At 72.9% G+C, this 14,890-nt stretch carries 11 protein-coding genes and 1 pseudogene; 8 read left to right on the top strand and 4 right to left on the bottom strand.

The features are described 5' to 3' along the window. The first annotated feature begins 7 nt into the window (after window positions 1–7). The 4 genes and pseudogenes from WME98_RS14995 to WME98_RS14980 form a co-directional block, all read left to right on the top strand. Entirely contained in the window at window positions 8–2,269 is a 2,262-nt protein-coding gene (locus WME98_RS14995; RefSeq protein WP_437951908.1) for a complex I subunit 4 family protein, read from the top strand. 3 nt (window positions 2,270–2,272) lie between these two features. Beyond that, complete coding sequence (locus WME98_RS14990; RefSeq protein WP_437951907.1) at window positions 2,273–3,793, top strand: NADH-quinone oxidoreductase subunit N; 1,521 nt, start codon at window positions 2,273–2,275, stop codon at window positions 3,791–3,793. Window positions 3,794–3,954: 161 nt separating this feature from the next. Continuing rightward, window positions 3,955–6,054, top strand: coding sequence for a beta-galactosidase (locus tag WME98_RS14985; protein WP_437951906.1), 2,100 nt, complete (start codon window positions 3,955–3,957; stop codon window positions 6,052–6,054). A 68-nt stretch (window positions 6,055–6,122) separates the two neighbouring features. Next, window positions 6,123–6,239, top strand: a pseudogene (locus tag WME98_RS14980) (hypothetical protein); the annotation flags it as partial. A gap of 43 nt (window positions 6,240–6,282) precedes the next feature. Here WME98_RS14980 and WME98_RS14975 read toward each other — a convergent pair. After that, complete coding sequence (locus WME98_RS14975; RefSeq protein WP_437951905.1) at window positions 6,283–6,630, bottom strand: four helix bundle protein; 348 nt, start codon at window positions 6,628–6,630, stop codon at window positions 6,283–6,285. A gap of 185 nt (window positions 6,631–6,815) precedes the next feature. Continuing rightward, window positions 6,816–7,646 carry a TM2 domain-containing protein gene (locus WME98_RS14970; protein WP_437951904.1) on the bottom strand — a complete coding sequence of 277 codons (831 nt, stop codon included), beginning with the start codon at window positions 7,644–7,646 and terminating at the stop codon, window positions 6,816–6,818. A gap of 190 nt (window positions 7,647–7,836) precedes the next feature. On the opposite strand from WME98_RS14970, the gene WME98_RS14965 reads away from it, so the two are divergent. Continuing rightward, window positions 7,837–8,961 carry an AI-2E family transporter gene (locus tag WME98_RS14965; protein ID WP_437333901.1) on the top strand — a complete coding sequence of 375 codons (1,125 nt, stop codon included), beginning with the start codon at window positions 7,837–7,839 and terminating at the stop codon, window positions 8,959–8,961. A gap of 52 nt (window positions 8,962–9,013) precedes the next feature. Here the strand turns inward: WME98_RS14965 and WME98_RS14960 are convergent, their stop codons facing one another. Both WME98_RS14960 and mrtC read right to left on the bottom strand, forming a co-directional pair. After that, a complete protein-coding gene (locus tag WME98_RS14960; protein WP_437333900.1) occupies window positions 9,014–9,763 on the bottom strand; it encodes an HAD family hydrolase in 750 nt (249 codons plus the stop codon). Continuing rightward, window positions 9,760–10,563 (bottom strand): myxosortase MrtC, encoded by an 804-nt coding sequence (gene mrtC, locus WME98_RS14955; RefSeq protein WP_437951903.1) that lies wholly within the window; start codon window positions 10,561–10,563, stop codon window positions 9,760–9,762. Before mrtC ends, WME98_RS14960 begins: the two co-directional genes overlap by 4 nt. 228 nt (window positions 10,564–10,791) lie before the next feature. On the opposite strand from mrtC, the gene WME98_RS14950 reads away from it, so the two are divergent. From WME98_RS14950 to WME98_RS14940, 3 genes are all read left to right on the top strand, one after another. Next, window positions 10,792–12,237 carry an extensin family protein gene (locus WME98_RS14950; RefSeq protein WP_437951902.1) on the top strand — a complete coding sequence of 482 codons (1,446 nt, stop codon included), beginning with the start codon at window positions 10,792–10,794 and terminating at the stop codon, window positions 12,235–12,237. A 185-nt stretch (window positions 12,238–12,422) separates the two neighbouring features. Then, on the top strand, window positions 12,423–13,424 hold the full coding sequence (locus WME98_RS14945; RefSeq protein ID WP_437333897.1) for a serine/threonine-protein kinase: 1,002 nt from the start codon (window positions 12,423–12,425) through the stop codon (window positions 13,422–13,424). Next, a complete protein-coding gene (locus WME98_RS14940; protein WP_437951901.1) occupies window positions 13,421–14,857 on the top strand; it encodes a serine/threonine-protein kinase in 1,437 nt (478 codons plus the stop codon). The genes WME98_RS14945 and WME98_RS14940 overlap by 4 nt, the downstream gene beginning before the upstream one ends. Window positions 14,858–14,890: the final 33 nt, after the last annotated feature.

The raw sequence follows: 14,890 nt of genomic DNA, 5'->3' as shown, positions 1-14,890 counted from the left end.
ACGGCGGATGTCGAACCTCTCCTTCGTCAACACGCGCCGCGGCGTCGCCCTCGCGACCCCGGTGAGGTCCACCTCGATGAAGCTCCTGATCCCCCTGCTGGCCGCGCTCTCCGTCGTGCTCGGCGCGGCGTGGCCCGTGGCGGCGCAGGCCCTCGATCCGCCGTCGCCGCCGGCGCTCGAGCCGCGCGGCCAGATCGCGCTGCGCGCCGAGGCGCCCGGCGCGCCGGTCGAGCTCGCGGCGAGCGGGCCGGACTACGCCGGCTCGTTCACGATCGAGAACCGCGGCGACGGCCCCCTGAAGGTGACGCGGGTGATCGTGCGCACGTCGCCCGAGGACCCGCGCGTCCCGCCGGGCGTGAGCGCGGAGCTCGAGGGCGGCGGCACCGCGGCGAGCCTGCCGCCGGGCGCGAGCCGGAAGGTCGTGGTCCGGTGGAGGACCGAGGGCGTGCGCGCGCGCGAGCTCTACGGGCACGTCGTCGTCGAGTCGGACGCGGTCGCGGCCGGCGCGGCCGGCGTGCTGGAGACACCGCGGACCCTGGCGATGGGCATCCACGCGGAGCGCGGGCGCGGCCTCGGCTTCGTCGGCGACCACATCTTGTCGATCCTGACGTTCCTGCCGCTGCTCGGCGTGGTCGCGGTCTTCGTCGCGCACCTCCTGCGCTACAAGGACGACCGCAAGCTCCGGCTGCTGACCGTCGTGCTGATGGGCGTGAACCTCGTGCTCGCGGGGTGGCTCTACGCCCAGTTCGACCGGAGCTTCACGCGGGCCGACGGCAACGACGGCTACCAGTTCATCGAGCACGGCGTGTGGATCCGCTCGCTGAACGTCGAGTACTTCGTCGGCGTCGACGGCGTGTCGATCTCGATGGTCCTCCTGACGGCGCTGATCTCGTTCGTGGGCGCGCTCGCGAGCTACAGCGTCCACGATCAGCTCAAGGGCTACTTCGCCATGTACAACCTCCTCGTCACGGGGATGTTCGGCGTCTTCATCGCCCTCGACCTGTTCCTCTTCTTCGTCTTCTGGGAGGTGATGCTCCTGCCGATGTACTTCCTCATCGGCATCTGGGGCGGCCCGCGGCGCGAGTACGCGGCGATCAAGTTCTTCCTCTACACGCTGGCCGGCAGCGTCTTCATGCTGCTCGCGTTCATCTGGTTCTACCTGAACGCCGGCCACACCTACCTCGTCGACGGCCAGGCGACCGAGCGCATCTTCTCCATCCCGGAGCTCTCGCGCGTCGCCTGGGCTGCGCAGGGGCTCGAGATCCTCGGCGTCGCCGCGGTGAAGGTGGTCTGGATCTGGCTCTTCCTCGGGTTCGCCATCAAGATCCCGATGTTCCCGTTCCACACCTGGCTGCCGGACGCCCACGTGGAGGCGCCCACGGCGATCAGCGTGATCCTCGCGGGGGTGCTCCTCAAGATGGGCACCTACGGCATCCTCCGCATCAATTTCACGCTGCTGCCCGAGGCGACGCAGTGGGCCGCGCCGGCGATGGCGGCGTTCGGGGTGATCAACATCCTCTACGGCGCCTTCTGCGCCATGGCGCAGAGCGACCTGAAGAAGCTCGTGGCCTACTCCTCGGTGAGCCACATGGGCTTCGCGCTGCTCGCGCTCGGCGCGATGACGCCGCAGGGCATCCAGGCGTGCCTCGTGCAGATGTTCAACCACGGCCTGATCACCGCGATGCTCTTCACCCTGGTCGGCGTGGTCTACGACCGCGTGCACACGCGCGACATCGACAAGTTCGGCGGCCTCGCCTCGGAGATGCCGCTCTACACGGCGTTCGTGGGCTTCGCGTTCATGGCGTCGCTCGGCCTGCCCGGCCTGTCCGGCTTCTGGGGCGAGGCGATGACGTTCATCGGCGCCTTCGCGCGCTACCGCGCCCTCACGATCCTCGCCGCCGTCGGCGTCGTCATCACCGCGGCCTACCACCTCTGGGCGCTCCAGCGGATGTTCCTCGGCACGTTCCGCGCGTCGTGGCGGCAGAGCAAGTACCTCGAGCCGTTCGGCGGGAAGTTCCCGGAGATCAACGGGCGAGAGCTCGCGTCGATCGCGCCGCTCGCGGCGCTGGTCCTCCTCCTCGGCTTCTGGCCGCGCCCGCTCCTCAGCCTCATCGACCGCGGGGCCCTCGAGGTGCACCGCCTCGTCGACAGGCCGGGGCCGTCCCAGATCGCCGGCGCGCCCGGCGTGGACAGCGGCGCGCCGGTCCGCGCGGCCGCCCCGGGGGAGGGCGGCGCGGCGGGCCGGGGCGCCCTCGCCAGCGCCAGATAAGCCGTGGAAACGCGCACCTTCGACAACGTCGCGAGCCTCCCGTACTTCGCGCCGGAGCTCGTCCTCATCGCCGCCGCCCTGCTGCTCGTCGTGTGGGACCTCGCGTCGCCGGCGCGCCTCAAGATCGCCGGCCTCGTCGTCATCAGCCTCGCCGCGCTCGGCGCGTCGGGCGGGATGGGCGCCTACTTCCTGGCGACGGGCGCCGGGCCCCACGAGCTCTTCTACGGGATGCTCGCGTTCGATCGCTTCTCCAACCTGTTCCGCGTGATCTTCGCCTTCGTCACCGCGGCGATCGTCCTCTTCGCGGTGCCCCCGACGGGGCCGGCGGCCGCGCCCGAGCTCCGGCGCGACGTGGGCGAGCTCTTCACGCTGATCCTCGTGCTCTCGCTGGGCATGAACCTCATGGCGGCGAGCCGCCACCTGCTGCTCATCTACCTGTCGCTCGAGCTCGTCAGCGTGATCAGCTTCGTGCTGGCGGGCTTCAAGATCGGCGACGCGCGATCGAGCGAGGGGGCGCTCAAGTACGTCATCTTCGGCGGGGTCGCGTCGGGGATCATGCTCTACGGGATGAGCTGGATCTTCGGCATCACCGCGTCGATGCACCTCGGCGAGTGCGCGGCCCGGATCGCCGCGCTCACGGCGCAGCAGGGCAAGGTGCCCGAGGTCGTCTTCGTCGGCACCGCCTGCATGCTCGCGGGCTTCGGTTACAAGATCAGCGCGGCCCCGTTCCACATGTGGACGCCGGACGTGTACGAGGGCGCGCCGACCCCGGTGACCGCGTTCCTCTCGGTCGGGCCCAAGGCCGCCGGCTTCGCGGTGCTGGTCCGCTTCTTCTTGGACGCGCTCGGCGCCGGGAGCGCGCCGCCCGGCGTCGCGACGCCGTGGCCGGTGCTCGCCGGGTGCCTGGCGATGGCGACCATGACCGTCGGCAACCTGTCGGCGCTCGGCCAGGAGAACGTGAAGCGCATGCTCGCCTACTCGAGCATCGCGCACGCCGGTTACATGCTGCTCGGCTTCGCCGTGTTCAGCGACGCCGGCGTCGCCGCGATCGCGTTCTACATCGTCACGTACTGCTTCATGAACCTCGGCGCGTTCATGGTGGTGATGGCCGTGGCCGAGCAGAGCGGCGGGGACGAGACGCTCTCCGCCTTCCGGGGGCTCGGGCGCCGCGCGCCGCTCGTCGCCGCGGCGATGGCCGTGTTCCTGGTGTCGCTCACCGGCCTGCCCCCGATGGCGGGCTTCGTCGGCAAGTTCTATCTCTTCTCGGCGCTGCTCACCGCCGGCGGCCCGTGGCGCTGGGTGATGGCGATCGTCGGCGTGGTGAACAGCGTGATCTCGCTCTTCTATTACGCGCGCGTCCTCCGCGCGATGTACCTGGAGCAGGGCGAGCGCGCCGAGCCCGCGGCCGTGCGGCCGCTGCTCGGCGCGACGGCGTGCGCGCTCGCGGTTCCGACCCTGCTGCTCGGCGTCTACTGGGCGCCCGTTTACGACTTCGTGGCGCGCTCGCTGACGATGCTGCGCTGAGCCCCGCGCGGTCGAGCGAGCGCGCGGCCGCCCTCCTCGACCGGCGCGCGCTCGCCCGATCGCACGCGGCGGTATCGATCTCCCTGCGATCCTTGCTAGTGTGCGCGCGCGTGGCCACGACGCAGGACGCGAGCTCTCCAGAGGAACGTTTCACGCGGGGGGTGCGCCTCGTCCCAGGCGGCCTGGACATCGGCGGCAAGCTGGTCCCGCTGTACGCCGGCACCCTGCATTACTGGCGGCTCGACCCGTCGGACTGGCGCGCCTGCCTCGAGGCCACGCGCGCGCTCGGCGTTCACCTGATCGACATCTACGTGCCTTGGGCCGTTCACGAGACCGGTCCGGGCCAGTTCGATTTCGGCCAGCTCGACGTGCGCCGCGACGTCGGCGCCTTTCTCCGCCTCGCGCACGACCTCGGCTTCTACGTCATCGCCCGCCCGGGCCCGCACATCAACGCGGAGCTCACCTGCTTCGGCATCCCCGAGCGCGTCATCTGGGATCCGAGCTGCCAGGCCCGCTCCCCGCGGAACAACCCGGTCGTGCTCCCGATGCTCCCCTACGGGTTCCCGGTCCCGAGCTACGCGAGCAACGCGTTCCACGACGAGGTCGCCCGTTACTTCCACGCGCTCGCCCCGGTGCTCAAGCCGCACCTCTATCCGGACGGGCCGATCGTGCTCTTCCAGATCGACAACGAGGGCGCGCTCTACTTCCGCGACGGCGCGTACGACCAGGACTACCACCCCGACGCGATCTCCCTGTACCGCGACTTCCTGCGCGAGAAGTACCGCACGATCGAGGCGCTCCAGCGCGCGTACGCGCGACGGGCGGAGCCCGCGCCCGAGGGCGCCATGGTCGAGGACGCCGGCGCCGCGCTCCTGCGCGCCGTCGCCCGCGAGCGCGCGCCGGCCGAGGAGGGCGACCTGCGGTTCGCCACGATCATGCCGCCGGTCGCGTTCGACGCCGAGGCGCCGGCCGATCTCGCGCGCCACCTCGACTGGAGCGAGTTCCACGAGCACCTCCTCGAGGTCGCGATGGGCCGCTTCGCGAAGGCGCTCGCCGCGGCCAGCCTCGACGGCTTGCCGACGATGCACAACTTCCCGATGGGCCAGGACGCGACGCCGCTCAACCCGGCGCGCATCTCGCGCGTCGTCGACCTCGTCGGCCTCGACTACTACAGCGTCGCGAGCCCGAGCAGCCGCCAGATCATCGCTCGCCGGACGAGCGAGCTCGCCGTGCGCTGCGAGGCGCTCTCCCTGCCGCCGTTCGCGTGCGAGATGGGCGCCGGCTTCCCGCCGTTCTTCCCGCCGCTTGAGGAGCGCGACAGCATCTTCGTGATGATGGCCGCGCTCGCGTACGGGCTGCGCGGGTACAACATCTACATGGCGGTCGAGCGCGATCGCTGGATCGGCGCGCCGATCGATCCGCACGGCCGCCCGCGCCCGTTCGCCGCCTTCTGGCGGAAGCTCGCCGCGGCCCTCGAGGCCACGAGGTTCCACGCGCTGCGCCGCCGCGCGCCGGTGCGCATCGTCACGCCGCGCACCGAGCGCCGGCTCACCCGGGTGATGCACGCCTTCGGCCCGCTCACCGGTGCGTTCTTCTCGATCATGAACTTCGGGCCGCGCGACCGTTGCCTCGAGGACGACGTGGGTCTCGGTTACCCGCTCGGGGTGGAGCCCGACACGTTCGTGCGCGCGTTCGAGGAGGCGCTCGACGCGCGCGGCGTCCCCTACGCGCACGTGGGGGGCGAGGATCGCGACATCTCGCTCGCCGGGGCGCGCTGGGTCATTTGCGCGACCTCGGGCGGCCTGAGCCCGGATCTGTTCGCGCGGCTCGAGGCGACGGCGGGGCAGGGGACGCTGATCACGCTGGGCCCGCGCGAGCCGGCCTTCGACGGCGCGTTCCGCGCGCTCCCGCAGCCTTACGATCTGCGGCGGCTCCTTGCCCCCGGGCAGAACTTGCCTGCGCTCCTCCAGGACAACCCCGCCGCGGCGGACTCCGCGGTGTCGCGCGCCATCGACGCGCTCGGCCTTCCGACGTTCGCGTGCGATCCGGACAGCGTGTTCGCCACGCTGCACGAGGACGCGTCCGGCGCGCCGCGGGTGCTCTTCCTGCTGAACCCCGGCGACGCCGACGTGGTCGCGCGGGTCACGGTGAGCGCGGCGCGCGCGCGCGACGTGCTGGACGACGCGCACTTCGAGGCGAGGCGAGGGGCGCTGGAGGTGCGGCTCGTTCCGCGCTCGGTGCGGATGCTGGCGCTGGAGTGATGGCGTGAGGGAGCGAGGCTGACCGTTTCGGTGATTCGGGCGGCGCGCGCTGAGAGGCCCGCTCGCCGTCTCCCGTCTCCCGTCTCCCGTCTCCCGTCTCGCCGTCTCCCGCCTTCCGTCTCCCGTCCTCCGTCTTCCGTCTCCCGTCTTCCGTCTCCCGTCTTCCGTCTCCCGTGCTCGTCCTTCGTGCGCGTGCGCGTGCGCGTGCGCGACCATGTCGTCATATGCTCACCCGCGGCACATTCTCGTGAGCATAGCGACGATTCGAGCAAGCAAGCTCTTCGCATCTTCCGCTTCAGCAGGCGCCAGATAGCCCGCCACGCGACACACGTCCATCAGCGCGCCGCATTCCATCGCGGAGCCACGGGCAATTGCGTAGAAGCGCGCTCGGTCAGGCTTCGCGGGTTTTCCTGAGCCTTCTGCGATGTTTAGTGGCACCGAGATGGCTGCGCGTTTGAGTTGCTCACGAAGCTCTCGCTCTCCACGAGGCAGATACGTGACGAGACGAAGTGCGAGGGTCAAGAACTCGATGGAACGGTGATAGACGTCCAGGTTTTCGTGATCGAGGAGAGCCATGCTTGCGAGATCGTCGCGGGTGCCGGCTCAGTTGCGTGGAAACGGATGACTCTGGGCAGAGAGGGATGAACGGAGCGCGCACGCGCACGTGCACGAAAGACGAGCACGGAGACGGGGGACGGGGGACGGGGAGAGTCCGCCAGTTTCAGCGACGGGCTGTTCTCCTCCGCTCAGGTGTAGTCGCCTCAGCGGTCGAACTTCAGCGAGTTGCCCTCGGCGTCGCGGAACCGCCCCATTCCGATCATCAGCATGTCGATCAGCGACCAGATGCCGAGTCCTCCGCACGTCAAGAGCTTGGCGATGCCGAGCCCGGTCTGTCCCAGATAGAAGCGATCCGCGCCCAGGCTCCCCAGGAAATACGAGAGCAAGAAGACCGTGGACTGGCTCTTGGTCGGGTAACCGACGGGCGCGTCGCGCTTGAGCACGAGGCCCTGGGCATCACGCATCGATCCGGTGCCGATCAGGATCAGATCGATGAGGGTCCAGAAGCCGAAGCCGCCGCACGTGAACAGCTTCAGGAGGCCGAGCCCGGTCTGACCGAGGTAAAGGCGGTCGGCGCCGAAGATCCCGAGAAACGCCGCGAGCAGGAAGGCAGTCGCCTGATCCTTGTCGGAGTAGAGCTGCATCGCTCCCGGCGGGGGCGGCCCGCCGCCGTACGCGGGCGGCGGCCCCCAGCCGCCTGCGGGCGGCCCGCCCTGTCCTCCTCCGGGCGGCGCCCCCCATCCCACGCCCGGCGGCGGATATCCCCCACCCGGCGGCGGGTATCCTCCGCCCGGCGGCGGGTATCCCCCGCCCGCCGGCGGAGATCCCCCACCCAGCGGCGCAACTCCCCCACCCGCAGGCGGGTATCCCCCTCCCGCCGGCGCACCGCCGCCCGGCGCCACTCCCTGGCCGCCATGCGGGCTCGACCCCCAGCCGCCGCCGTTTCCCCAGCCCCCGCCGCCGTTTCCCCAGCCCCCGCCGCCGTTCCCCCAGTTTCCGCCCCCGGGCGGAACCCCGCCACCGCTCGTGCTCATCTTGCTTCCTCCAGCTGACGCGGCGGTGAAGGCGCCGTCGCCTCCGCGGTCGTCGGCCGAGCTTGACTGTATCCCGGAATCGCCGCGCTGCGCTCGCGGAACGCGGAAATCGCTGGTGGTCGCCGGAGGCCCACCCTACCTTGACCCCGGAGGCCGCTGAACGCGGCACAACGAGCAAGCGCACCCGGCGATGAACCAAGATACCCAGTCGGATCGATGGCTGTCGTTCGCCCTCCGCGCGGGGCTCGTCGCGCTGTTCTTCTGGATGGTGAAGGGGCTGCTCGTCCCCGTCCTGCTCGGCGGCCTCGTCGCGCTCCTCGTCTCGCCGCTCCAGCGCCGCCTCTCGCCGCGACTCGGCCGCTTCCGCCAGTTCGCGCCCGCGATCTCCACCGTCGGCGTGGTGATCCTCGTGTGCATCCCGCTCGCCGTGATCATCATCGAGGCCTCCGCCTCGATCAGCCGCTTCTTCGCGCGGGACTGGTCCAGCACCATCGAGCGCGTCCAGGGCCTCCTGAACGACGGCCGGTTGACGGGGCTCATCAACAGGGCAGGCCTGTCCGGAGACGACATCCGCACGTACGTGAGCAACCTGTTCCAGCGGGTGGGCAGCTCGATGGCGAGCTTCGCGGGCGGCATGGTCGCCGCGGTGCCGCAGACGATCGTCGACGCCTTCCTGTTCATCGTGGCGCTCTACTACCTGCTCCGCGACGGCGGCCTCTTGCTGCGCTGGCTGCTCACGCAGTCGCCGTTCAGGAACGAGGAGACCGACGTCCTCTTCGCCTCGATCCAGGACACGGTGCACGGCGCCGTCCTCGGCCTGCTCGCGACGGCGGCCGTCCAGGGGACGCTGACGACCGTCGCGCTCTTCGTCTGCAAGGTGCCGGGCGCGTTCCTCCTCGGCCTCCTCGCCACGCTGCTCTCGCTCGTCCCCATGATCGGCACCACGCCGGTGACGGTCGGGGCGGCGATCTACCTGTTCGTCATCGGGCGCATCGGCGCCGGCATCGGCATGTGCGCCGCGGCCGTCCTCGTCGGGCTCTCGGACAACGTGATCAGGCCGTGGGTCCAGAGCTCGCACGGCGGGATGCACCCGCTCATCGCCTTGCTCGCCATCTTCGGCGGGCTCGAGCTGTTCGGCGCGGCAGGCATCTTCATCGGTCCGGTCGTCGCCGCGATCGTCCTGTGGGCGGTCAACACCCGCTCGAGCCTCTCCCGCGCGAGCCTCCCGGTGGGGCCGCTCTCGTCGCGGCCGCCGCCTTCGTTCGGCTCGCCCACCTCGCGGCCGCCGCCGGGCTCTCGACCGCCGCCCGCGTAACGCGGCCGCGTGAGGCGCCCGCGCGGCTACGTGAGGCGACCGCCCGGCGCGCTCACCAGCGCTCGATCCGGTAGCCCCGCCGCTCGGCGACCCGGCGCAGGCGGGGATCGGGGTTGACGGCGATCGGCTCCGCCACGAGCTCGAGGAGCGGCAGATCGCTGATGCTGTCCGTGTAGAACGTCGCGTCCTCCAGCCGGAAGCCCTGCGCCTCGGCCAGCGCCCGCGCGCGCGCGACCTTGCCCTCCCCGAGGCAGAGCGGGGGCGCGGCGCGGCCCGTGAAATGCCCGCGCTCGTCGATCTCGAGCTCGCTCGCGACGAGGTGCTCGATCCCGAGCCGCCTGGCCAGCGGGCGCGCGGTGTAGGGCCACGCGCCGGTCACGATGGCGCACAGGTCTCCGGCCGCTCGATGCCGCCGCACGGCCTCGCGCCCCCCGTCGGCGATGTGCGGCTCGACGTGGAGCCGGAACCAGTCGTCGCAGCGGGCCGCGAGGACGGTCTCGGGCACGCCCCGGAGCGCGAGCAGCGCGCGCTCGGCGACCTTCTCGGCGTCGAGCACGCCGAGCGTGTATTGCCCGACCCAGTACAGGGTCCGCAGGAGATCGCGCGCGGTCGCCTCGCCGATCTGGCGCTGGTACTTCACGTAGAGGCTCGCCGTCTCCTTGCGCAGCAGCGTGCGATCCATGTCGAACAGCGCCGCGCGCCGGCGCGCGACGCGGCCGTCCCGCGGCGCGGCGCCGTCCTGCCCCGCCCGGCCGCCGCCGCGCGGGGAGCCCGGCGCCGTGTCGTCGGACGAGGTGCTCACGGCGCGTGAACGTAGCCGTTCGCGAGGGTGAGCGAGAAGAGGTTGCAGGCCGCGTGGAACAGGAGCGGCGCCCCGATGCCGCCGGTGCGGGCCCGCAGCCACCCGAAGACGAGCGCGGGGAAGAAGACGGCGAGCCGCGCGGGGTGCAGGATCGTGAGCACGTGGCCGAGCGCGAAGATCGCCGAGGAGATGAGCCACGCCGGGCCGAGCGGCGCGCCGAGGACGCGGACGCGCGGCGGGAAGACGCGGTCGAGGGCGCTCTGGAGGTAGCCGCGGAAGAACGCCTCCTCCGGCAGCGCGACCACGAGGAGCTGCGCGGCGATCTCGTCGGCGGACGGCGGGCGCAGCACGAACGGCGAGGTCACGCCCCAGTACAGCCGGTAGCCGAGCCAGAACGGCGGGAAGACGATCGCGGCGACCAAGGCGGCCCAGGCGACGGCGCGGAGCGCGGCGCGGGCGAGCCGCGCTGCCGAGAGCGGCGCGGGCTCGAGGACGCCCCCGAGGGACAGGCCGTGGGCGCGGATCGTCGCCTCGTCGTACCGCAGCACGAGCCAGTACGTCGCGGCGAGGAACGCGAGGCCCACGAGCGTGCCGGCGTAGCTTTTCGGCGCCGCGTAGGACGCCGCCGTCACGGCGGCGGTCGTGATGGCCGCGGCGAGGAGCGCGCGCGCGGCGGTCGGCTCGGGCGGCCGCGGGCGCTCGCCGTGGAGCGCGCCCGCGTCGGCCGGCGCGCCGGGCGTCTCGGCGCCGGCTCGGGGGTGCGCGTCGCGGCTCGGTTCGAAGGGCGTCGGTGGTTGCAAAGGCGTGTTCGTCGCGGAGGGGATGCGCGCGGGGATCGCGCCGTTCTGGGCGCCGCGCGCCCAGCGTAACCGCGAGCACGGCGCTGCGCGACGGTCAGCGCGGCGGCGCCGCGATCGAGCTGCTGCTCACCGGTCCAGCCGTCGCCGTTTTTTCGCCTTCCTGCCCGGTCACGTTAGAGTGCGGCCGCTGTGGCGTTTTCCCGACTTCGCTGTCTGCTGAAGCCGCTGGTGGGCGCGCTGCTCGCGTCCGTCGCGACGCTCGATCCGGCGCCCGCGCTGGCCGCGTCGCCGTTCCTCGTGACGCCGGAGGCGAGCGTCGCCGAGGCCTCCCCGGCGTACCGCTACGCCAACATGACGGACGACGAGGCGCTGGCCGAGCTGGATCGCCGGAAGATCCTGTACCTCAGGGTGGATCACGCGCCCGGGGTGCGCGCGCCGATCCGGCTCACGGGCCGGCTGAACGGCGTGTACTACCATTCCGTGCTCCCGCCCGAGCAGCGCGTGACGAGCATGTTCGAGATCCTGGACGCGCGCCTCGCGCTCGCCCTCGACGATTTCGCGGCCGTGCTCATGCGGCACGATATCGACGAGGTCGTCCATTACACGATGTATCGACCCAACGTGCCGATGCCGGGCCGCGAGCGGGGAGACCACGAGGGGGAGCACGCGCACGGGGCCGTCGAGGCGAAGGCCGCGGACGGCGACGCTCGCAAGGAATCGACGATGCCTGCGCCTCCGGTCGAGCTGGGCAAGAAGGGCGCGCTCGATGGGACGTCGAAGGCGCCCGAGGAGCGCCCGCGACGCATGAAGGACAAGGGCGCGGCGGGGGCCGGCGCGAAGGACAAGGGCGCGGCGGAGGCCGGCGCGAAGGACAAGGCCGCGGCGGAGGCCGGCGCGAAGGACAAGGGCGCGGCGGGGGCCGGCGCGAAGGACAAGGGCGCGGCGGGGGTCGACGCGAAGGACAAGGGCGCGGCGGGGGTCGACGCGAAGGACAAGGGCGCGGCGGGGGTCGACGCGAAGGACAAGGGCGCGGCGGGGGTCGACGCGAAGGACAAGGGCGCGGCGGGGGTCGACGCGAAGGACAAGGGCGCGGCGGAGCCCCCTCGAAACGCCGCATCGAGCGCGCCGGACACCCAGGGGCGGACGACCGCGGCGCGCAGCGCGCCGGCCACGGCGGCCGGCAAGGCAGGAACGCGACGCTCTGCGCGCCGCAAGCCCGCGGCGTCCCGGGCCACGGCGTCCGCGACCAAGCGCCGCGGCGACGTGGCGCTGCGCAGCGACGCGGGCCAGAAGCCCCGCAGCGACGCGGGCCAGAAGCCCCGCGGCGACGTGGCGCTGCGCAGCGACGCGGGCCAGAAGCCCCGCGGCGCGTGGGCTCCGCCCGGCACGCGTCACCCGGCCGGCCTGGCCATCGACGTCGGCGCGCTCAAGAAGCGCGACGGCACCTGGATCAGCGTCGCGCGCCATTTCCACGGCCGCATCGGGGACAAGACCTGCGGCGAGGGGGCGCCCCAGCCCGAGCTCCCCGAGGCGCGCGAGCTCCGGTCGATCGTGTGCGAGGCGGCGGATCTCGGAATTTTTACATACGTGCTGACGCCCAATTACAACGCGCCGCACGCCGACCATTACCATATGGAGATCAAGCCGGGCGTCCGGTGGTTCCTCTATCACTGAGCGCGCCCCGCGCCCCTGTACAGCCCTGAACGGCGCGCCGCGCCCACTGCACATCCGTTGATTGCGCGTTTTTTGGTGAGCTGAGCGGTTTGTCCGCGCAACTCCCGCCGCGAGAGCGACGATTCCCTTCCCGAACGAAGGCGCCGGCGCTCCGCCGCGCGCCCCCGCAAGGGAGGTCGACGGACATGGTGCAAAAGCGAGAAGGACAGCCGCTCCCGGGGACTTCGTACCGCCTGCTCCAGAGGATCGGGGCAGGCTCGTGCTCCGAGGTCTTCGAGGTGACGGGGCGCCGCGGTCAGCTGCGCGCGCTCAAGCTGCTCCGCGCCATGCACGAGGGGGCGAGCGAGGTCGGCGCGCGCCTCGTCCAGGAGGGGCGCGCGCTCTCGACGCTGAGCCACCCGAACGTCGTGAAGGTCGAGGAGGTCGGCGTGACGAGCGACGGCCGTCCCTTCCTCGTCATGCCGCGCCTCTTCGGCGAGACGCTGCGCGAGCGGCTCGACGCGCGCGGGCCGCTCGCGATCCCCGCCGCCGTGCGCATCGCCATCCAGGTGCTCGGCGGGCTCGCCGCGGCGCACCGCGCCGGCATCATCCACCGCGACATCAAGCCGGCCAACGTCTTCCTCGCGCAGGTGAGCGGCGCCGAGCAGGGAGCGGCCGATCTGGAGAGCGGGCCCTCCGCGCCCGAGGCCGAGCACGCGGTGCTGATCGACTTCGGCATCGCGAAGGTGACCCGCGAAGGGCTCGGGCCGCCGACAGGCTCGAACGTCCTCGGCACGCCGCGCTACCTGTCGCCCGAGCAGATCCGGGGCGAGGATGTCGACGCGCGCACCGACGTGTACGCGGTGGGGCTCCTGCTGTTCGAGGCGATCACCGGGCGAGGGCCGTTTCCGGTGGTCGACTCGATGGCGGTGATGCGGGCGCACCTGAGCACGCCGGCGCCGCGGCTCCGCTCGCTCCTCTGGGTCCCTCCGGCGCTCGACCACGCGGTCGCGCGCGCCCTCGAGAAGGACCCGGGGCTCCGCTGGCAGACGGCGGACGCGATGGCCGCCGCGCTCGCGGAGGCGCAGGGAGAAGACGGCGGCCGGGAGACGGCCGCGCCCGACGGCGCGGGGCAGGCCGCGCCATCTGGCGGTGCGCGCGGCGCGCGCGGCGCGCGGGCGCAGCTCGCGGACGGAGGGGCGCGATGACCGGCGCGACCGCCGACGGGCGCACGCTCCTGTACGCGCCCGGCGCTCTGCGCGCGCCGCAGGCTCCTCGCGCGCGGCCGCCGCGCGCGCTGGGCGAGGTCGAGCTGTCCGCGGACGCGCGGCCGCTGCGCGCGCTGGGCGAGGTCGAGCCGTCCGCGGACGCGCGGCTGCTGCGCGCGCTGGGCGAGGTCGAGCCGTCCGAGGACGCGCGGCCGCTGCGCGCGCTCGCCGAGGGCGAGCCGATCCACGGCACGCCGTACGTCGTGGTGCGCCTGCTCGGCCAGGGCGGCATGGGCGAGGTGTACGAGGTCGAGCACCGCGAGCTCGGCCGCCGGTTCGCGGTGAAGCTGCTGCACCGCTGCCACGCCGGCCGCAGCGATCTCTCGGCGCGCATGCGCGCCGAGGCACGCGCGATCGCTCGCCTGCGCCACCGGAGCTTGCCCGAGGTGTTCGATCTCGGCACCACCCGAGGCGGCCGCCCCTACTTCGCCATGGAGCTCCTCGAAGGGCGCGACCTCAGGACCGAGCTCGCGCGCCTCGGCGTGGTCGCGGTCCCGACCGCGCTCGGCCTGGTGCAGCAGGCCCTCTCGGCGCTGTCGCTCGCGCACGCGGCCGGCATCGTCCACCGCGACCTCAAGCTCGAGAACCTGTTCTTGTGCGACGACGGCACGCTCAAGGTCCTCGACTTCGGCGTCGCCAAGCTCCTCCACGCCGGCGCCTCGCTGACCGCCCCGGACGCGGTCATCGGCACGCCGAGGACGATGGCGCCCGAGCAGTGCGCCTCCCTGCCGATCGATCCGCGCGCCGACATCTACGCGATGGGCCTCGTCCTCTACGAGCTCGTCGCCGGGCGAGGCCCGTTCGACGAGCTGCACGGCCGCCGCGACGCGCTCCGCTTCGCCCACTGCGAGCGGGAGCCGCCCCCGCCGTCGCGCTTCGCGCCGCAGGCGATCCCGGCCGCCCTCGATCGGGTGATCCTGCGCGCCATCGCGAAGGCGCCCGAGCACCGCTTCCAGACGGCCGACGACATGGACGCCGCCGTGCGCCGGCTGCGCGACGGGGCGCCGCGCGGCGCGGCGGAGGCAGCCAGCACGGCGGAGCTCACCCCGACCGCCTTCGACGTCCCCACGGCCCGCGCCGCCGCGCCCGCCGCCGCGCAGCGCCTCCCGCCGCTCGCCTCGCAGGGCGGCGGCCGCGCCGTCGTCGCGCCCCTCGCGCGCCGCCCGCCGTCGCGCTCGCGGCGGCGCGCATGCACGGCGCCGCGCGCCGCCCGCGCCGCGTCGCGCGCTGCCGCCCTCGGCGTGTGCGCGCTCGCCGTCGCGTCCGCCGCGCTCGGGCTCACGCTCGCGGAGCGCTGGCTCGCGGCGGGCGATCACCCCGCGCCGACGCCGTCGGCGCCCGCCGCGGCAGAGGCGCGCTCGGCTGTAAGGTAGCCTCGTCGAGCCCGTTCTCCGGTCGACACCGCA

It is taken from the genome of Sorangium sp. So ce296 (genome assembly GCF_051529605.1).
GTDB lineage: Bacteria > Myxococcota_A > Polyangia > Polyangiales > Polyangiaceae > Sorangium > Sorangium cellulosum_D.
Note: the sequence above shows the minus strand (reverse complement) of the source record. Positions and strands in the feature narration are given on the sequence as shown.